The sequence below is a fragment of the Bacteroides sp. OM05-12 genome (genome assembly GCF_003438995.1).
GTDB lineage: Bacteria > Bacteroidota > Bacteroidia > Bacteroidales > Bacteroidaceae > Bacteroides.
Genome location: NZ_QSUN01000005.1, coordinates 168,892 through 189,203, shown reverse-complemented (window position 1 = coordinate 189,203; position 20,312 = coordinate 168,892). Strand labels below are relative to the sequence as shown.

Genomic DNA, 20,312 nt, shown 5'->3' with positions numbered 1-20,312 from the left:
CAGCCTATACGGTGACGAGGGCGTAAGCTTAGGGGATGACGGGGGCGTAAGCTTAGAGGGTGACGTACCCGTCAGATTTTACACGCAGGTCAGCGTGATGTCCGAGAGTATCATGCGCGGCTGTTTGAGCAGTTTGCTGCGGTCGGAGCTGGCTTGCGTGATGATCTTCACACGGTACTTCTTGCCTGCTTCCAACTTGGCGGGCACTTGAAACATCACTTGTGTGGGGGTGTTCGTCAGCAAGTCATCAGCAGGGACGCTCGCGGCGATGGTGTCGGTGTCGGCATTTATCAGGTAGACGTATGCGGCGTACTCCTCGCTGCCTACCACTTTCAGTCCCTTGCCGTGCAGCTCCAGCACGCCGCCGGCGGTGATGTCCGTGTTCACCTGCTTGGTGGTGCGGTTCACGATTTCGGCGATGAGGTTGTTCTGCGCAGGGCCCATATTGTCCACCAGCGTATTGTGCGCGGCTTCCAAGTAGGCTTGTCCGGCCGTCAAGACGGGGTTTACCTGATGCTTGGGGCGAGAAAAGGGCTCGGTGGAGGAGTTGAACACGCCGCTCACGCTGGCGCGCATCTGGATGTAGTCCAGGCTCACGTTGTTGCCCATCAGGGACATCTCGATGCCTTTCTCCATCACCATGCGGAAGCTTTCTTCGAGGTCTTGCGCGGTTTTAACGGTCGCGCCGTCGAGCAGCACGAGTTGAACGATGTCCGCGAGGCTATACTTCATGCCACCGATAAGTTGGAGGATAAAGTCGTTAGGGTCGTCGGTTAATAGATTGGGAGTTGTGTTGCCACGCAGCTTGCCTGGTTTTACTTTCTTTGCCATAATGTAATGGGGTTTAAAAATGTGAATACTGTTGTTGTTTTCCCTTTTTTGGGGGTATATGCAAGAACTCCTGCAGGCAGGCGATGCGCCCTCTTGCAGGAGTCACTTTTATTATATAATCATCCGGGACATACAAATGTGCGGAGTTAATAGTGGTTAATATGGTGTAGATATTTGTCATGTGCTGCAAAGGTATGGATTATTTCATTGGATGCAAGGAGATTGTGGAGAAATATTGTGGAGCTACCCGTACTTACGGTTTATAAGCATCCGCCGCCGGAATGCCTACAATCTGTTACCACACACCGCCATTATACAGCATATAGTAAGCATACACAAGCACCATGCTATTTATATGACATACATTATCCCATATTTGTAATAATATGAAATATAATTCATATATTTGCTATCAATTAGTAAGACAGCAATAACAAAAGAAGCAATATGTGTGGAATAGTAGGCATATTTAATATCAAGGAGCAGACGCCCGAACTCAGGCAGAAAGCATTACGGATGGCGCAGAAGATACGCCATCGCGGACCGGACTGGAGCGGCATCCACGTAGGCGGCAGTGCGATACTTGCCCACGAACGCCTCTCTATCGTCGATCCCGAATCCGGCGGGCAACCGCTTTACTCACCCGATGGCAAGCAGGTGCTCGCCGTAAACGGTGAAATCTATAACCATCGTGACATCCGTGCCCGCTACAAAGGCAAGTACGAGTTCCAAACAGGCAGTGATTGCGAAGTCATCCTTGCCCTCTATCGCGACAAAGGCATCGACTTCCTTGAAGATCTCAACGGCATCTTCGCCTTTGCACTCTACGACGAGGAACGCGACGAGTACCTCATCGCCCGCGACCCCATCGGAGTGATACCTTTATATATAGGGCATGACAAGGATGGACATATCTACTGTGCAAGTGAGCTGAAAGCACTCGAAGGCTTCTGTGATGAATACGAACCTTTCCTGCCCGGACACTACTATTGGAGTAAGGAAAGACAAATGCATCGCTGGTACATCCGTGACTGGACAGACTTCTCCGCAGTGGAGTACAACGACGCATCCATCGAGGCAGTCTACAAGGGATTGGAAGAGGCGGTACAACGTCAGCTGATGAGCGACGTACCCTACGGCGTACTGCTCTCCGGGGGATTGGACAGTTCCGTCATCTCCGCCATAGCCAAGAAATATGCCGCCAAACGCATTGAAACAAATAATGAACAGGATGCATGGTGGCCCCGTCTGCACTCCTTTGCCATCGGTCTGAAAGGCGCACCCGACCTCGCCAAGGCACGTGAAGTGGCAGAATATATCGGTACCGTTCACCATGAAATCAATTATACCGTACAGGAAGGGCTGGATGCCATCCGGGATGTCATCTACTTCATTGAGACCTATGACGTGACCACCGTACGCGCCTCTACCCCGATGTATCTCATCGCCCGTGTCATCAAAAGCATGGGTATTAAGATGGTACTCAGCGGTGAGGGAGCAGACGAGATATTCGGCGGTTACCTCTACTTCCACAAAGCTCCCGATGCCCGTGCCTTCCATGAGGAAACCGTGCGCAAACTCGGCAAGCTCTACCTATACGACTGCCTCCGTGCCAACAAGAGCCTTGCAGCATGGGGAGTGGAAGGACGTGTACCCTTCCTCGACAAGGAGTTCCTCGACATAGCCATGCGTCTCAACCCGTCGGCAAAGATGGCTCCCGGCAAGACCATCGAGAAGAAGATTGTCCGCGAAGCCTTCGAGGATATGCTGCCGGCAAGCGTGGTATGGCGTCAGAAAGAACAATTCAGCGACGGCGTAGGCTACAACTGGATAGACACCCTGAAAGCCGTCACCAACGCAGCCGTCACCGATGAACAAATGGCGCATGCTGCGGAACGCTTCCCTGTCAATCCCCCGATGAACAAAGAAGAGTACTACTACCGTAGCATCTTCGAGGAGCATTTCCCAAGCCGAAGTGCCGCCCTCAGCGTACCGAGTGTCCCCAGCGTGGCATGCAGCACCGCCGAAGCCCTCGCATGGGACACACAGTTCTCCAACCTCAACGAACCGAGCGGACGTGCCGTAAAAGGAGTACATGAAGAAGCCTATTCATAGGATTGTAACATAATCTGCATAATAAACGGAACATTTCAAACAATAGTCGGGATGTTCCGTTTATCGTTATACGGAATTGCTATATTTGCCACAGCTAAAGCGATAAGCAAATGTATTCAAATATATAACACATTAATATTATGAACACTAAAAGAAGTATATTAGTCCTCGCCATGAGCCTATCCGTTCTATCCCTCATAGCACAAACTAAAGTGATAGCCCATCGCGGTTTCTGGGATACGCCCGGTTCTGCACAAAATTCCATAGCCGCCCTTATCAAAGCCGACTCCATCGGTTGCTATGGTAGCGAGTTCGATGTTTGGCTCAGCAAAGACAATGTACTTATCGTTAACCATGACCCGCGCTTCAAAGGCAAACGGATGGAGACATCCACTGCTCAAGAGCTTACCGCTCTGAAACTTAGCAACGGTGAAAATATGCCTACTCTCGAACAATATTTCCAGACAGCCCAAACACTCCCCAACAAAACCAAACTAATCCTTGAGCTAAAGGAACATAACAAGAAACAACGAGAAACAGAAGCTGTAAAACGCATTGTGGAAATGGTGAAGAAGTACGGTTTGGAAGACCGTATAGAATATATATCCTTCTCTCTGCATGCCACCAAAGAATTCATCCGTCAGTCTCCCGACACTCCGGTCTATTACCTGAATGGTGAACTATCTCCAAAAGAATTAAAAGCCATCGGCTGTGCGGGATTCGACTATCCATTAAGACCTATCAAGAAAAATCCTGAGTGGATAAAACAAGCTCATGATATGGGAATGCAGGTCAATGCATGGACAATCAACAAGGAAAGTCAAATGAAATGGCTGATTGACAACGGAGTAGACTTTATCACAACAAACAACCCTCTTCTACTCCAGCAACTATTATCACGTTAATCCTAACCATAGATATAGGATAAAATAAGGAGATGTACAAAAAAACATCTCTTTTTTCTTCATATATTCAAAGAAAGATGTAAATTTGCACCCCGTAATCAAGAGCGATTACAACAGTTTGCCGAAATGGCTCAGTTGGTAGAGCAATTCATTCGTAATGAATAGGTCCCCGGTTCGAGTCCGGGTTTCGGCTCTTGATAATTAAGCAGTTACAATTTTAGTAACTGCTTTTTTTATGTAATAAAGACAGTAAAAGAAAGAACAGAATGGTCTAGCCATTATAAATCTAAATCTTATACTGAATCCTGATGTAGTGTATTCCACAAGTACAAATATCTCTTTATTGCATGCTCTCAGATTAATCATTGACTATAAGTTTCATCCTTCAGTTTACCGATTCTATATTGATACATAATGAGTTATCCTGAAAGATGGAATCATTCAGCATATTATTCTGCTCTTTCTGCCGGCTGAAACTTTCTCCGAAGAAAGGTTCAGAATAACGCACTGATAGCCAAACAATAATTCACATACTGAAGGATTGAAGGATAAAAGAGAGCTATTTGTTTTTATACAGTTTTTTATCTGCTAATTGATAAATTACTAGTGAAGTCTGTAAAAATCCACCTTGATGTTTTTAACAAACATCAGGTTGATTGAAAAAAACATCAGGGCGTTTGTAGACAAACATACGGTCGATTGATTATAAACTCCTATCGTCTGCAAACAATCGACCGTATGCTATAATAAATCTGAAAGAAAGCTCAATAAAGAGTATATAGACGCCAGACAAACTGCTGATAAGAAAAGATATCATTCAATTATTTCTTATCCAACAAAGGAAGATATGCTTCATAACCTTCTTCTTTCATCTTTTCTTTTGGTATAAAGCGCAGGGAAGCACTATTAATACAATAACGCAAACCTCCTCTATCCACAGGACCATCATTGAACACATGTCCGAGATGTGCATCCCCTGTTTTACTCCTGACTTCTATCCGGTGCATGCCATGTGAAGTATCATGATTCTCCTTGATTAAGTGGTTATCAATCGGTTTTGAAAAGCTCGGCCAACCACAACCGGAATCGAATTTATCAGTAGAAATGAACAGAGGTTCGCCGGTAGTAATATCAACATAAATACCCTCACGCTTTTCATCCCAATACTCATTCTTGAATGCCGGCTCCGTAGCATTTTGCTGTGTCACGGCATATTGCTCGCGAGACAGATTCCAGCGAAGTGTCGCATCATCTGCTTTCCTATATTCTTTCTTTTTGGAGGGATTTGCCTTCCTCGCCAACTCGAACAAAGCCGGATTGATATGGCAATAACCTCCGGGATTCTTATCCAGATAGTCCTGATGATAATCTTCCGCCGGATAGAAATTCTCCAACGGTTTTATTTCTACTTCCAAAGGTTGGGAATAGTTCTTTGCCAATGCCCCCACTACCGAATCAATTAAAGTAAGATCAGCCTTGTCCGTATAATAAATACCTGTACGATACTGACTTCCCCTATCATTGCCTTGACGGTTCAAACTAGTAGGATCTATCGTCTTAAAATAAAGATCAATCAACAAATCCAGCCCTACTACCTGCGGATCATACACAACTTTCACTGTTTCCGCAAACCCCGTCCGATCCGAACAAACCTCTTTATACGTCGGATTCTTAATATTTCCGTTTGCATAACCCACTTGTGTACTTTCTACTCCATTGATTTGCTTCATAAAATGCTCTGTTCCCCAAAAGCATCCTCCGGCAAAATAAATTTCCTTCTGATTTTCCATTATCTGATCTTTTGCTTTATCCGGTTGTACACCCAACCATCCGCCGATGCACAACAAAACTACCGTTACCAATACATTCATATCTCTTGTTTCTTTTGTAACACACATACCGACCCAACGGTTTGATGCACATGACAAATATAATCTTATAAAATGAAAAATAATATATTCTCTCCCCATAATATTATTATATTTGCAACTCGTTTCAAAAAAGAAAAATGGCAAAGAAGAAAGGTAAAAGAAAGTCCCAACGTTCATTCAGCAAATGGCTACTAGGAATACTAATCATAGGTATTTCCACTATTTTTGCTACGCAATGGAAAGGAGTTCCACTCTCCCAACCTACTACAAAATACGAAGGACTGGAAATACCCGCACGGCTTTTTGACCATGAAGAACAAATTATTCATCATACAGGATATTCAGTCTCTTATAATGAGCTATTGCGGTTACCTAATTGGGTAGGCTATGAGCTGACACGAGAAAAGATAACAGGAACAGTGGCACGTGCCAAACATTTCCAGCCTGATCCGCTTGTACAAGGTATCAGTGCCGATAACCAAGATTATTCCCATTCCGGCTATGACCGTGGACATATGGCTCCTGCCGCTGATATGAAATGGAGCACACAAGCGATGAAAGAATCTTTCTACTTCAGCAATATATGTCCGCAACTACATAACTTGAATGCAGGCGATTGGAAAGAGTTGGAAGAAAAAGTACGCGAATGGGCACAACGGGACAGTGCCATTATTATCGTAAGCGGTCCTATTATCAACGGGGATAATCCGAAACGAATCGGTGTCAGTCAGGTTGCTGTACCGGACGCTTTCTATAAAGTAATACTTGCGCCCTACCTTTCCACACCAAGGGCTATCGGTTTCATTATGAAACACCAAAAAGGAAACCATCCATTGCGCTCCTATGCTGTCAGTGTAGACAGTATCGAAAGCCTAACCGGTATTGATTTCTTTCCGGAACTGCCGGATGCTATCGAGAAAGAAGTGGAAGCCAAAACCCAACCCGAAGAATGGGGCTTATAATTGCAATTAACGACGAATAACATGAATAAAAAGAAACGAAATATCCTGCTTTCCGTCATCGGCTGCCTTATCATCCTTGCCATAATAACCGGAGGTATTGTCTATCATTCTATTTTCTCCAAATCTTTCCGAATGACAGAAACAGCCTACGTATATATTGACCGTGACGACAATATAGACTCTGTTCTTTATAAATTAGAGAAAATCATAGCACCTGTCAGTATAAAAGGGTTTCAATGGCTTGCCCAATATAACGGCTACAAGCAAGTACGTACAGGACGTTATGCCATTTCGTCCTCGGATAATATGCTTGATGTATACTTACGAATATCCAGAGGTCATCAGACACCTATCAACTTATCATTCAATAATATCCGTACACGAGAACAGTTTGCACAGAGAATCGGTAGTCAATTGATGATTGATTCTGCCGAAATAGCCGACCGCTTATCCGACTCCGCTTTTTGTGCCCGATTAGGTTATCGACCGGAAACTATTGTCAGCCTATTCATACCCAATACTTATGAAATGTATTGGAACATCAGTGCAGATGAGTTCTTTGAACGTATGCAGAAGGAGCATGGTAAGTTTTGGACGAAAGAGCGACTGGATAAAGCCCAAGCAATAGGACTCACCCCCGAAGAAGTCAGTACTCTTGCTTCCATTGTAGAAGAGGAGACGAACAATAATGCAGAGAAACCAATGGTAGCCGGACTCTATATAAACCGTCTGCATAAAGGAATGCCCTTGCAGGCAGACCCTACTATAAAGTTTGCTTTGCAAGACTTTAGTCTGAAACGCATATACGGTATACATCTCAATATAAATTCACCTTATAATACATATAAGAATCAAGGATTACCTCCTGGTCCTATTCGCATTCCATCAATAAAAGGAATAGACAGTGTGCTCAACTATACACACCATCCTTATATATATATGTGTGCCAAAGAAGACTTCTCCGGAACACACAATTTTGCCAAAACGTACGCTGAACACCAGGTCAACGCCCGAAAATACCAAAGAGCGCTTAACAAAAAGAAGATTTTTTAGCCTGTTTGCTATTGAAATATCACTTAATTAATTACCTTTGTGTATCTAATAAATGACTAACACTTTTAAAAGGTATGAGCAAACAACTTTTATTGGGTGACGAAGCCATAGCACAGGCTGCCATCGATGCAGGCCTGTCCGGCGTATACGCTTACCCGGGAACACCTTCCACAGAAATCACCGAGTATATCCAACTGTCGTCTCTCACAAAGGAGAGAAACATCCATTGTCGCTGGAGCAGCAACGAAAAAACGGCAATGGAAGCAGCATTGGGTATGTCCTTTGTCGGTAAACGGGCATTAGTTTGCATGAAGCATGTCGGCATGAACGTTGCAGCCGATTGTTTTGTTAATTCAGCCATCACCGGCGTAAAAGGAGGATTAATTGTTATTGCAGCTGACGACCCCAGTATGCACTCGTCACAGAACGAGCAAGACAGCCGTTTCTACGGAGACTTTGCATTGATACCGATGTACGAACCATCCAACCAGCAAGAGGCTTACGACATGGTGTACAGCGGATTTGAATTTTCCGAAGAGATGGGTGAACCTATTCTGATGCGCATGGTAACACGCTTGGCACATTCCCGTTCCGGTGTGGAACGCAAAAACGTAAAGGAACAGAACAAGCTATCTTTAAGCGAAGACCCGAAACAATTTATTCTTCTTCCGGGTATCGCACGCAAACGTTACAAGGTATTGCTCGAAAAGCAAGACTTGTTCGTTAAAGCATCCGAAGAATCTCCCTATAACAAATACATCGATGCACCGAATAAAAAACTCGGTATCATCGCTTGCGGTATCGGTTACAACTATCTGATGGAGAACTACCCTGACGGTTGCGAATATCCGGTATTAAAAATAGGTCAGTACCCACTGCCGAAGAAACAGTTAATGAAACTTGTTTCCGAGTGCGAAGAAATATTGGTGCTCGAAGACGGTCAACCGGTTGTAGAAGGTATGCTGAAAGGTTATCTCGGAATAGGTATCAAAGTAAAAGGTCGCTTGGATGGAACTCTGTCACGCGATGGTGAACTGAATCCGGACTCCGTAGCAAAGGCCGTAGGTAAAGAAAACAAATCGGAATTTACCGTACCTAATTTAGTCGAAATGCGTCCTCCTGCCCTCTGCGAAGGTTGTGGACATCGAGATATGTATACCGTATTAACACAAGTGCTAAGAGAAGAATATCCAACACATAAAGTATTCAGTGATATCGGCTGCTATACACTCGGTTCCATGGCCCCATTCAATGCCATTGATTCTTGCGTGGACATGGGAGCTTCCATCACTATGGCAAAAGGTGCTGCCGACGGAGGTCTCTACCCTGCCGTAGCTGTGATAGGTGACTCTACATTCACACATTCCGGGATGACAGGTTTATTGGATTGTGTCAACGAGAACAGTAATGTAACTATCGTTATCTCTGATAATGAGACTACTGCCATGACAGGTGGTCAAGATTCTGCCGGAACCGGAAAGATTGAATCTATCTGCATCGGTCTGGGAGTAAGTCCCGAACATATCCGCGTGGTCATTCCTTTGAAAAAGAACTATGAGGAAATGAAACAGATTATCCGGGAAGAGATTGAATACAAAGGAGTATCAGTCATCATTCCTCGCAGAGAGTGTATCCAAACATTGGCAAGAAAAAAAAGAGCAAGTAAGAAATGAAAAAAGATATAATTCTATCCGGTGTGGGAGGACAAGGTATCCTCTCCATCGCAGCAATCATCGGTCAGGCTGCCTTGAAAGATAATTTATACATGAAACAGGCAGAAGTACACGGAATGAGTCAACGAGGCGGAGACGTACAGTCTAACCTGCGCATTAGCGACCGTCCTATTTCTTCCGACCTTATTCCTCACGGTAAATGCGACCTGATTATATCGCTCGAACCCATGGAAAGCCTTCGTTATGTAGAATATCTGAGTCAGGATGGTTGGTTAGTTACCAATGAAACACCGTTTATCAATATTCCGAACTATCCGGAACAGGAGAAAGTTATGACGGAAATCAACAAGCTACCCCATAAGATCGTTCTCAACGTGGACAAAGTTGCTAAAGAATTAGGTTCTACACGTGTAGCAAACATCGTATTGCTCGGAGCTACTACTCCTTTCCTTGGTATTGACTATGAAAAGATACAAACCAGTATCCGAGATATATTCGGACGCAAAGGAGAAGACATTGTGGAGATGAATCTGAAAGCACTTGCTGCCGGCAGAGAAATTGCTCAAAGTTTAATCAAATAATAAGCAAATTACAGCATACGGTCGATTGAAAACGATCGACCGTATGATCGTAAACAATCGTGCGGTCGATTGATTTCAAACATACGGTCGATCATTTTCTTCCGTCCTACTACAAAATAAAGATATTTATATCCGGACATTCGGATTAAAATATTGTCCTTTCCCTCTGGTCTCTTTTCCGTATTGAATAGCTTGTCGAGGGCATATATGATAACAAGCCAAACAAGAAGTACAATTATTACTCCATATCGGTTTACCATCTACTTTTATATTCTTTACCGGACAAGCTTTCTCACATAGCTTACAAGCAATACAATCATCTGTTGCATAGAACGGTTTCGCAGTAATCTGATATTTAACAAAAAGCGGATAAATTAGACGAGTCTTGACATAGGCAAACTTACCTTTTACACAATGAAAAGTATTTTGTACCCGTTTAGCCAATAAATCGTTTATCTCTGTAACTGTTGGAACCGCTTCTTCCAGTTTTCTTTGTTCCACCTCTTTGGAATCCGTATCAAATCCTTTCATTAACACGTAATTATTGGGCATAATTACAGAAAAGCCGGACTGACATTCCCATCCTTTCCGATGGACAGATTTTATAAACATCTCTTTAGCAAGCCCGATATCATCTCCACAGGAACATACAAAAAACAAATAATGATGATGATACTCTACCAAATCAATCTTCCTGATAAACTCTAATACAATGGGTGGTATTCCCCATGAATATATCGGAAAGACAAAGCCTATCTTTTCATTATTCCTAAGCTGATACCTGAACGGATTATCCTTTTGCTGCAATTCTGCTGCTATCGAAATAAGTTCTTCCTGCTGCACCTGTGCTAATTGCTGCGCAATCCATTTAGAATTACCTGTTCCTGAGAAATAAAATATCATATATAGCCCTTACTTTTTAAATGTAAAAAAATCCGGTGTTATTGTCAATGACAGATAAGCCCATTGAGCCAAACGAGTATCCGTATCTTTTGTCGGCGATGCTACGCCCGTCACTCCTCTAACCACGTTCGTTAAGTCCGAAGTCAGATAGGTACTCCATCCGGCTTGTATCGTAGCAATCTTACAGAATTTATAGGTCATATCCAAATCAATCTCATTACCCAATCCTTTATTAGAACTGATTTCCATTTCTTTCGCCAAACGGAATGAATGAAAAGAGCCCAATAAAGTCACTTGGTCACAAACCTTATAACGGGCAGAAAGATATAAATCCATCAAACCTCCGGTAGGCAACGCCGTTGAAGTCCAATAATCCATTGCTCCGTTAAAGCGATGGTTTGTACCATAAAGTCCCGTAAAAGTATTACTTTTCTTCTTGCCTACATCTTTAGATGTTCCCGAAAAATAATCTATACCTCCCGTTATATCCAAAGGTTTCACTATCTGATAATTCAACTTTAAGGCAAGCATAAAAGCACTCAAATCGACACCTTTATTCGTTTCCCCTGACTGTCCATAAGCCGTAGCATATAAACTAAAAGGAATATCTTTCTTTTTAAACTCTACATTACCACCATACGTATATTTATAATGGTTTTGGTAAGACTCCACTCCCTCTTCATTTTTTATCGTTTCCTGAAAGCCGGTACTGACAGCAATGGCAGATATGTTCCACCCTGAATGTCCAAAACGTTGAGATAACCAAAGATAAGCCATCGTTTTATAAAACGAAGTAGTTCCATAATCATAATCGGAGGTCAAAGGATTACTTTGATCATTATTATATGCATAACCCAAGTCAGCTTTAAACCCATTAAAACGATAGGTAAGCAACGCCAAATCATGCGCACTTCCTGTGTTATTCCAATTACACACACTGAGTAAACGTTGGTCATCATAACTCAAAGCCTGCCGACCTATACGAAATGCAATTCCTTTAGGAAAGACCAATTCCGCCCACGCTTCATAAAGAAAGAGATTTGGAGCCTTTACGTCTTTATTCACAGCAGCTCCTTTCTGATTGGCTTCACCAAACACCCGGGAATCTTGGATAGAAAGACGTGCATTTATAAGCTTAGACTTATAGGCGGCATTCAATCTTACCCGTTGCATCATCAGCAAATCAGGAGATAAATCTTTTGCCAAAGGTTGTGAATAACCACTTCTTACCTCTGCTCTCGGTCTATATTCGGCATTCAAATCAAACTCATGTTGAGCGAATACAGACAAACATATCACTCCCAGGGAGAGAGAACTCAATAACCGATAAAGATATGCCTTTTCCATAGATATATATTTTTAGCTAAATACTCCGCTTAAATATTGCTTAGTCAACTCATGTTTAGGATTATTAAATAGTTCATCCGCCGTACCTTGTTCTATTACCTCACCCAAATACATAAATACGACATAATCTGCGATACGTAATGCCTGCCTCAAGGTATGTGTCACCATAATAATTCCATAACGTTCACGAAGTTTCATAAACAAATCTTCTATATGCTTACTTGAAACCGGATCTAATGCAGAAGTGGATTCGTCTGCCAATATGAATTGTGGTTCAACAGCCAATCCTCTTGCTAAACATAAACGTTGCTGTTGCCCAATGGAAAGTGCAGACGCAGCATTATGTAAACGATCTTTCACTTCCTCCCATAATCCCGTAGCACGCAAGTATTTTTCCACAATACCATCCAACACTTTCTTATTACGAGTTCCATGTATGCGACATCCAAAAGCAATATTATCATAAATAGACATCGGCAATGGTGTAGGACGTTGGGATAATAATCCGATTTTCTTTCGAATATGGGTAATCTCCGCCTTACGATCATAAATATTCTCGCCATCTACCAAAACACTTCCTTCCACCCGAATATGTTCGGTTGTATCTATCATACGATTGATACTCTTCAACAAGGTGGTCTTACCACAACCCGAGGGCCCTATGATACAAGTGATTTTTTTATCATAAAGCTTCAAAGACACATCTTTTAAAATATGATTATCCTGTATGTAAACATGCAGTTTCTCTATATCTATCGTAGCATCTTTTTTAGGTTTATCTCCTATTATATCAATACCTTCCGGTTTATTCTCTTTATTCCCGTCTTTCCATTCCTGGAAACGCTGGAAAGCATTCGCAAAATTTGAAGGTTCTTTCTCCATTATTTTATCTTATTTTTTGAAAATCTATGTGTTATCATTCTCCCGACTATACTTAGTATCAGTACGATGATCGTTAAAAGCAATGCAGCTGCATAGGCTCGTTCCCTTACTTCCGGCGTCGGACTACTTAATTGAAAGAATATTGAAAGAGGTAGCGTTGCCGCCGGTTGATTCAAAGAAGTCGGTATACTATCTGTAAATCCTGCCGTAAACATAACTCCTGCTGCATCACCAATAGCACGGCCAATAGATAAGAGTGTAGCAGTAGCAATACCCGGCGCTATTTGCCGAATGGCAACTTTTATCACTTCAAAACGAGTCGCTCCCAACGAATAAGTAGCATCCAACAAATCTTTCGGCAGTTGACGGGCCACTTCATCCATCGAACGGACAAATATCGGTATAATAAGCAAAGTAATTACAATAATACCTCCCAATAACGAAGTACGCAATCCGAAGAATATCATGATAGTGAAAGCAAAAGCTCCATAAACGATAGAAGGAATACCATAAAGTACATCAAACGATAAACGAGTAACGTTTGCCAACTTAGAGTCTTTTTTCAAATAGATATTAATAAAGAACACAATCGGAATACTGATTATCAAGCCCAATACCGTAGATGCTCCTACAATATAAAGCGAACCGACAATAGCATTCAAGACACCACCTTCTTTACCGATATAAAAACCACCGCCCGGAAGTTTAGTAACCATATCCCAAGACATTGCAGGCCAACCGTTTTTCAGTATAGTGATAAGAATACTTCCCAGAAAAGCAAAAACTATAAGCATGGAAATAATCATCAGAACCCGAAACAGTTTATCTTTTATAAATTTTAGCTTCATATCACATTATTCTTATAGTTTAAAACTCTTTTCTATTTTCTGTAGCATAATACGAGATATTACATTGAATACCAATATAATAAAGAATAAAATAAATGCAGCAAACATCAAAGCCGATTCATATAAGGGCAATGAAAGCATTTCTCCATAATTATTAGCGATCAAAGCCGGAAGCGGATAACAAGGATCAAACAATGAGCGAGGAATTTCAGCAAAATTACCGCACACCATTAATACCGCAATTGTTTCTCCAAATGCTTTCGATATGGCAAGTACTATTGCAGCAATAATACCCGGTAATGATTTGCGCAAAATAACTTTACTGGAAATCTGCCATTTAGTAGCTCCCAACGAAGCAGCCGCGTCTCTATAATCCTGCGGAACAATCGTAAATATCTCTATGAAAAGGCTTACTAAAATCGGCAATATCATGACACCCAGAACAATACCACTAGCCAACACCGTATATCCACTAGTATAATCAACAAAGTTCGGCCCTAAACTATCGGCAATCCATGGAACAATAATTAAAGTACCCCACACCCCATATACGACAGAAGGAATACCGGCCAATATATCCAATACCGGAAAAACCACCCGTTTGGTCCACGAATAAGCATACTCCGATAGATATAATGCTGTTAATAAAGCAATAGGCAACGCTATTAAAATTGAAAGAGCCGTTACTGCCAATGTACCAACAATGAAAGGTAAAAAGCCAAACGAACCCTTCAAAGGTTTCCAATCAGCCGTAGAGAGCAATGTCCACAAGGAATATTCATCCAAAATCATACGGGACTTCAGGTATAACCCTACTCCCATAAAGACTAAGAGGAATAAAGACAAAACCGTCAATGTAAACATCAACGATTTTGCACAGTTATCTTTATAAATCCTCCGTTTTAATAGAGAAAATGACATGAGAATCAGTTCTTTTTAAGTTTAGCTAATTCTTGTTGTACTGTGGCTTTCGGTAAAGGGATATACCCTGTACCCAAAGCATATTTTTGTCCGTCAGTCAGAATAAACTTAATAAATTCTATTACCTCAGGTTTAGTCGGCACACCATTACCAACCAAAAACAGATTACGTGCAGGAGGAGAAGGATATTGTCCCTTAATAATAGCAGTAATCAAACGCATGGAACTTGAATAAAAATCTTCTTCCGGATCTATTTTTCCATTTCCGTTAACATCTAAAGGAATAATAGCCATACCTTCATAAGGTTGTCTGGATTTCTGATCGAAAGCATAAGCTATATTATTGAAGCCGATAGCGACCTTGTCCTTTTGAACAGCTGATGCTACACCCGGATCACCGAATACAGCCGTACCTTGCAAATCTTCTTGACGTTTATCAAACCAAGCAGCCCATGTTTCTGCAGCCCCGCAAGCATCCGAACGTGTATAAACATGAACCGGAACTTTACTGTCAGTACCTAATACTTGTCCCCACGTTTCATATTCCCCATTCCAAAGTTTCAATGCAACTTCACGGCTTAATCCTTTCTTCTTTATATCTTCCATAACAGGATTATTTGCATTGATAGTCGGAACAACCGCATCCTTTATCACAGCAAAAGCAAACGCACCTTTCTTTATCTCAACATCATGAATATCCCGAGAAACCATCCCTAAATCAACGACTTTTGCAAGTGCATCCGTCATACCTTTTCCGGCACCACCCCCGGAGATATCAATACGCACATTAGGATGAATCTTTTTAAATTCTTCCGCCCACTTCACTACCATTGGATAAAGAGCAAAAGCACCGGATAATGAAATCTCTCCTTTCAAGTTATCTTTTTGCTGAGCCACTACTTGTTGACTACCCAAAGGAGTGCACATATATGCAGCCAAGATTGCACCGATAAACATTTTTTTCATCATAATTAAATTGAATTTAATGAATTTACCACTAACAAGAATAGCGGCAAAGGTAGCAAACTTTTAAAACAAATGAAGTTTTCACTAACTTTTTTCATCAATATAATATGATTTTATTATTAAATCAATTAATTTAATGACAGTTTTTAATTATCAGAATACTTTTCTTAGGAATAGGACATTTTAAGAATCGGACACAATTCGTTAAAAAAGGACATAAAAAAGCCGCACCGGTATAGATGTGATGAAACTCCGAATGACATGTTTTGAGTGCTCGTCCTCTTTGTAATCCACTGGCATAAATGCTACCCTAAGGTGTGGCCCGCCATTGAGAAGCGAAGCTTGTCTCGGTTTTCTGATTTACTTGATGAGTTTCCCAGTCAAACCAATGCGGCTAATATTTTACTAACACAAATATAGAAGTTTTGCTTTAAATAAGCAAGAAAACGCCCCTTTTTCTTTGCTTATAAAAGCTAAAACTGTTTAAACAGAAAGACAACCAAACCATAGATAATTCTGATTCGTTCAAAGCTCTTTCATCTTTCAGTTTCCGGATTTTCGCTTGATTCATAACACATTAGACTGAAGGATGCTATCCTTCAGTTGAAAGACTGAGTAAACAGATATTTGAGAAACCTACAACAGGATAGTCTTCGACAGAAGATATGTAGGGCAATCTGTTTTATCGGCTGAATCTTCTCCATGATAAAGATTCATGATAACTCACTGATAATCAGATATAATATACAGAGGCTGAAGGATTGAAGGATGAATGAGAATAATTCTGTTTTAACTGGTATTTATGTCAGCAAAATGCAGCATTTACCCCAAGCCGGTTGAATAAAAAAAACATCCCGATGAATTAAGAAAGCACCTTAATGATTTTAAAACATACGGTCGATTGAAAACAAACATACGGTCCGTTGTTCACAAACTCCTATTGTTTGAAAACAATCGACTGTATATTGATAATTAGATTTCAATCAAAAGAAAAATTTACTCACACTAGCAAATATCATTCGGACTAATAATAAAAAACAAGGGACTGCCTACAATGTAAACAGTCCCTCATTAATTCTTAAAAATCTCTTATTAAGCGTTTTTAGCTTTAGCAACCACCGCTTTAAAAGCTTCCGGATGATTCATTGCCAAATCGGCTAAAACCTTGCGGTTTATTTCGATACCTGCTTTATGCAAACCACCCATTAATTTAGAATAAGACATTCCTTCCAAACGAGCAGCAGCATTAATACGCTGTATCCACAAAGCACGGAAATTTCTTTTCTTGTTCTTACGATCACGGTATGCGTAGGTCAAACCCTTTTCCCAAGTGTTTTTTGCTACTGTCCATACATTCTTTCTTGCACCAAAGTAACCTCTGGTAAGTCCTAAAATTTTCTTTCTTTTTGCTCTTGAAGCAACATGATTTACTGATCTTGGCATAGTTTTAATTCTTTTTTGAATGTTAGCGTCGTTACTTCACGTAGCGAACTTCAAGCTAATGCATTCGGTTAATACTTAAAATAATACGTTGTACGCTTATGATTACTTCATTGCTAAAAGTTCCTTAACCTGTGCTACGTTAGTTGCATCAACTAAACCGCTGTGGCATAAGTTTCTTTTACGCTTTTTAGTTTTCTTAGTCAAAATGTGACTGTGGAAAGCGTGCTTTCTTTTGATTTTACCTGTTCCGGTAAGAGCGAATCTTTTTTTAGAACCGGAGTTAGTCTTGATCTTTGGCATCTTAATTATTTATTTTAAATTATTAAATTATATGGCAACGTACTATACCTGCACGTTACACATTTTATTCTTCTGTTTCTGTCGGCTTTGCTTTTTTAGGAGCATCTTTCTTTTTAGGAGAAAGAAAAATCGTCATTCGCTTACCCTCCAATAACGGCATCTGTTCTACTTTTGCATAATCCTCCAAATCATTGGCAAAACGAAGCAACAACACTTCACCTTGTTCCTTGAAAAGGATAGAACGGCCTTTAAAGAATACATAAGCTTTCACTTTATCCCCATCCTGCAAAAAACCAATTGCATGTTTTAACTTAAAGTTATAATCATGGTCATCTGTCTGAGGCCCGAAACGTATTTCCTTTACATTTACTTTAACCTGTTTTGCTTTTTGTTCCTTTTGACGCTTCTTTAACTGATAAAGAAATTTTGAATAATCAATAATACGACAAACGGGTGGAACGGCATTTGGAGAGATTTCAACTAAATCCATCTCATGCTCTTCAGCCATCTTCAAGGCCTGAGAGATCGGATAAACCGCAGATTCAATATCATCGCCCACTATGCGGACTTCTTTGGCACGAATTTGTTCATTAATTCGATGTTGCCCTTTTAAACTGTCATTCTTCATTAAATAACCTTTAGTACCTGTTTGTTTTTTGTTTATTATCAAATTGTTTATTAGTTAAGCTTAAAAGCAACGTTTACAGACATACAATATGTCCATGCTTTTATAAGCGGCGACAAAGTTACCATTTATTTATCATATTATGAACTTCTTCGGCTAAAATCTTACCAAATTCTTCATATTTCATGGTTCCCTTATCTCCTTCACCTTGTTTACGAACCGCAACTTCACCGTTTGCTGCTTCTTTTTCACCGACAATCAGCATATATGGAATACGTTTCATTTCGTTATCGCGAATCTTACGACCGATTTTTTCATTTCTATCGTCAACTATCGCACGAATATCCTGAGTAGCCAGATATTTCTTTACATCTGCTGCATAATCATTGAATTTCTCACTGATAGGCAAAATAGCAACTTGCTCCGGAGTAAGCCATAACGGGAACTTTCCTGCCGTATGTTCGATTAGAACAGCAACAAAACGCTCCATTGAACCAAACGGTGCACGGTGAATCATTACCGGACGATGTTTCACGTTATCAGATCCCATATATTCAAGATTGAAGCGTTCCGGCAAGTTATAATCCACTTGAATAGTACCCAACTGCCAACGGCGACCGATAGCATCTTTCACCATAAAGTCGAGTTTTGGACCATAGAATGCAGCTTCACCATATTCAACTTTCGCTTTCAATCCTTTTTCTTCGCAAGCCTCAACAATAGCCTGTTCTGCTTTCTCCCAGTTTTCATCACTACCGATATACTTTTCACGATTCACTTTCTCACGCAAAGAAATCTGTGCCTCAAAGTTTTCAAAGTTCATTGAACGGAATACAATAGAGATAATATCCATCACACGAAGGAATTCATCTTTAACCTGATCCGGACGACAGAAAATATGGGCGTCATCCTGTGTAAAGCTACGCACGCGGGTTAATCCGTGAAGTTCACCACTTTGTTCGTAACGACAAACCGTACCGAATTCAGCAATACGTAAAGGAAGATCCTTATACGAACGCGGCGTATTTTTATAAATCATACAGTGATGCGGACAGTTCATCGGTTTCAAGAAATATTCTTCTCCTTCTTCCGGAGTATGAATAGGTTGGAAAGCATCTTTACCATATTTAGCATAATGCCCTGAAGTAACATACAACAGTTTATTACCAATAGGCGGACACATCACTTCCTGATAATCATAACGTGCCTGAATGCGACGTAAGAAATCCTGCAAACGGATACGCAATGCAGTACCTTTCGGCAACCACATAGGGAGTCCTTTACCCACAGTATCAGAGAACATGAACAAATCCATCTCCTTACCGATTTTACGATGGTCACGCTTCTTTGCTTCCTCCAAAACTGCCAGATATTCATCCAACATTTTCTTTTTCGGGAAAGTAATACCATATATACGTGTCAGCTGTTTACGATCTTCATGCCCTCTCCAATAAGCACCAGCCACAGAAAGTAACTTAATCGCTTTAATAGGGGCTGTGTTCATCAAGTGCGGTCCACGACAAAGGTCTGTAAACGCACCTTGTGTATAAGTTGTGATATGGCCGTCTTCCAATTCGGAGATCAACTCACATTTATAAGTTTCACCTCTTTCTCCAAACATCTTCAAAGCATCTGTCTTAGCAATGTTCTGACGAACCAAAACCTCTTTCTTTGCAGCTAATTCTGCCATTTTAGCCTCAATAGCAGGCAAATCGGCTTCTTTGATTACAGCTTCACCCGGATCTACATCATAATAGAATCCGTTTTCAATAGCCGGACCGATACCAAATTGAATGCCCGGATACAGTTCTTGCAAAGCCTCTGCCAATAAGTGGGCACTCGTATGCCAAAATGCATGTTTACCTTGTTCGTCCTCCCATTTATAAAGAACAACTGTTGCATCTTCATTAATAGGAAAATTCAAATCACGTGTTTCATCGTTTACGCCGCAAGCAAGAACGTCCTGCGCCAAGCGCGAACTGATACTTTCTGCTATTTGCAGACCGGTAACTCCTTCGTTGTACTCACGAACAGAGCCGTCAGGAAATGTTATCTTTATCATAATTTTATGTTTATACTCTTTAATT

General features: G+C 41.1%; 18 protein-coding genes and 1 tRNA gene. 7 read left to right on the top strand and 12 right to left on the bottom strand.

All coding sequences use genetic code 11. From position 1 onward, the window contains the following. Nucleotides 1–78: 78 nt before the first annotated feature. The gene (locus DXB63_RS06790; RefSeq protein ID WP_122125645.1) at nucleotides 79–831 is read right to left on the bottom strand and encodes a DUF4469 domain-containing protein; all 753 of its coding nucleotides are present in this window, start codon (nucleotides 829–831) and stop codon (nucleotides 79–81) included. A 447-nt stretch (nucleotides 832–1,278) separates the two neighbouring features. Here DXB63_RS06790 and asnB point away from each other — a divergent pair, with 447 nt between their 5' ends. From asnB to DXB63_RS06775, 3 genes are all read left to right on the top strand, one after another. Continuing rightward, on the top strand, nucleotides 1,279–2,946 hold the full coding sequence (gene asnB / locus DXB63_RS06785) for an asparagine synthase B (RefSeq protein ID WP_122125644.1): 1,668 nt from the start codon (nucleotides 1,279–1,281) through the stop codon (nucleotides 2,944–2,946). Nucleotides 2,947–3,086: 140 nt separating this feature from the next. After that, nucleotides 3,087–3,851, top strand: a complete 765-nt coding sequence (locus tag DXB63_RS06780; protein ID WP_122125643.1) for a glycerophosphodiester phosphodiesterase family protein — start codon at nucleotides 3,087–3,089, stop codon at nucleotides 3,849–3,851. Between the two features lie 120 nt (nucleotides 3,852–3,971). Continuing rightward, nucleotides 3,972–4,044 (top strand) — tRNA-Thr (locus DXB63_RS06775). Nucleotides 4,045–4,672: 628 nt separating this feature from the next. On the opposite strand, the gene msrB is transcribed toward DXB63_RS06775, so the two are convergent. Further along, complete coding sequence (gene msrB, locus DXB63_RS06770; RefSeq protein WP_369869585.1) at nucleotides 4,673–5,641, bottom strand: peptide-methionine (R)-S-oxide reductase MsrB; 969 nt, start codon at nucleotides 5,639–5,641, stop codon at nucleotides 4,673–4,675. A gap of 218 nt (nucleotides 5,642–5,859) precedes the next feature. On the opposite strand from msrB, the gene DXB63_RS06765 reads away from it, so the two are divergent. The 4 genes from DXB63_RS06765 (at nucleotide 5,860) to DXB63_RS06750 (ending at nucleotide 9,991) form a co-directional block, all read left to right on the top strand. After that, entirely contained in the window at nucleotides 5,860–6,684 is an 825-nt protein-coding gene (locus DXB63_RS06765) for a DNA/RNA non-specific endonuclease (RefSeq protein ID WP_122125641.1), read from the top strand. Nucleotides 6,685–6,705: 21 nt separating this feature from the next. Beyond that, nucleotides 6,706–7,737 (top strand): endolytic transglycosylase MltG, encoded by a 1,032-nt coding sequence (gene mltG / locus DXB63_RS06760; protein ID WP_122125640.1) that lies wholly within the window; start codon nucleotides 6,706–6,708, stop codon nucleotides 7,735–7,737. Between the two features lie 74 nt (nucleotides 7,738–7,811). Next, nucleotides 7,812–9,410: a thiamine pyrophosphate-dependent enzyme gene (locus tag DXB63_RS06755; RefSeq protein WP_122125639.1), complete on the top strand. Its 1,599-nt coding sequence runs from the start codon at nucleotides 7,812–7,814 to the stop codon at nucleotides 9,408–9,410. Continuing rightward, nucleotides 9,407–9,991, top strand: coding sequence for an indolepyruvate oxidoreductase subunit beta (locus DXB63_RS06750; RefSeq protein WP_122125638.1), 585 nt, complete (start codon nucleotides 9,407–9,409; stop codon nucleotides 9,989–9,991). Before DXB63_RS06755 ends, DXB63_RS06750 begins: the two co-directional genes overlap by 4 nt. A 126-nt stretch (nucleotides 9,992–10,117) precedes the next feature. Here the strand turns inward: DXB63_RS06750 and DXB63_RS06745 are convergent, their stop codons facing one another. From DXB63_RS06745 to thrS, 10 genes are all read right to left on the bottom strand, one after another. Next, the gene (locus DXB63_RS06745) at nucleotides 10,118–10,894 is read right to left on the bottom strand and encodes an EFR1 family ferrodoxin (protein ID WP_122125637.1); all 777 of its coding nucleotides are present in this window, start codon (nucleotides 10,892–10,894) and stop codon (nucleotides 10,118–10,120) included. A gap of 9 nt (nucleotides 10,895–10,903) precedes the next feature. After that, on the bottom strand, nucleotides 10,904–12,241 hold the full coding sequence (locus DXB63_RS06740) for an alginate export family protein (protein ID WP_122125636.1): 1,338 nt from the start codon (nucleotides 12,239–12,241) through the stop codon (nucleotides 10,904–10,906). 12 nt (nucleotides 12,242–12,253) lie between these two features. Then, nucleotides 12,254–13,123, bottom strand: coding sequence for a phosphate ABC transporter ATP-binding protein (locus DXB63_RS06735; RefSeq protein WP_122125635.1), 870 nt, complete (start codon nucleotides 13,121–13,123; stop codon nucleotides 12,254–12,256). After that, nucleotides 13,123–13,971: a PstA family ABC transporter permease gene (locus DXB63_RS06730; RefSeq protein WP_122125634.1), complete on the bottom strand. Its 849-nt coding sequence runs from the start codon at nucleotides 13,969–13,971 to the stop codon at nucleotides 13,123–13,125. Before DXB63_RS06730 ends, DXB63_RS06735 begins: the two co-directional genes overlap by 1 nt. A gap of 12 nt (nucleotides 13,972–13,983) precedes the next feature. Beyond that, nucleotides 13,984–14,892, bottom strand: a complete 909-nt coding sequence (gene pstC / locus DXB63_RS06725; RefSeq protein ID WP_122125633.1) for a phosphate ABC transporter permease subunit PstC — start codon at nucleotides 14,890–14,892, stop codon at nucleotides 13,984–13,986. A gap of 5 nt (nucleotides 14,893–14,897) precedes the next feature. Continuing rightward, complete coding sequence (locus DXB63_RS06720) at nucleotides 14,898–15,860, bottom strand: PstS family phosphate ABC transporter substrate-binding protein (protein WP_369869583.1); 963 nt, start codon at nucleotides 15,858–15,860, stop codon at nucleotides 14,898–14,900. Between the two features lie 1,089 nt (nucleotides 15,861–16,949). Next, complete coding sequence (rplT, locus tag DXB63_RS06715) at nucleotides 16,950–17,300, bottom strand: 50S ribosomal protein L20 (RefSeq protein WP_122125632.1); 351 nt, start codon at nucleotides 17,298–17,300, stop codon at nucleotides 16,950–16,952. Nucleotides 17,301–17,402: 102 nt separating this feature from the next. Continuing rightward, the gene (rpmI, locus tag DXB63_RS06710) at nucleotides 17,403–17,600 is read right to left on the bottom strand and encodes a 50S ribosomal protein L35 (RefSeq protein ID WP_122125631.1); all 198 of its coding nucleotides are present in this window, start codon (nucleotides 17,598–17,600) and stop codon (nucleotides 17,403–17,405) included. Nucleotides 17,601–17,664: 64 nt separating this feature from the next. After that, a complete protein-coding gene (gene infC, locus DXB63_RS06705) occupies nucleotides 17,665–18,228 on the bottom strand; it encodes a translation initiation factor IF-3 (RefSeq protein ID WP_122125732.1) in 564 nt (187 codons plus the stop codon). A 118-nt stretch (nucleotides 18,229–18,346) separates the two neighbouring features. After that, nucleotides 18,347–20,287, bottom strand: coding sequence for a threonine--tRNA ligase (gene thrS, locus DXB63_RS06700; RefSeq protein WP_122125630.1), 1,941 nt, complete (start codon nucleotides 20,285–20,287; stop codon nucleotides 18,347–18,349). Nucleotides 20,288–20,312 lie beyond the last annotated feature (25 nt).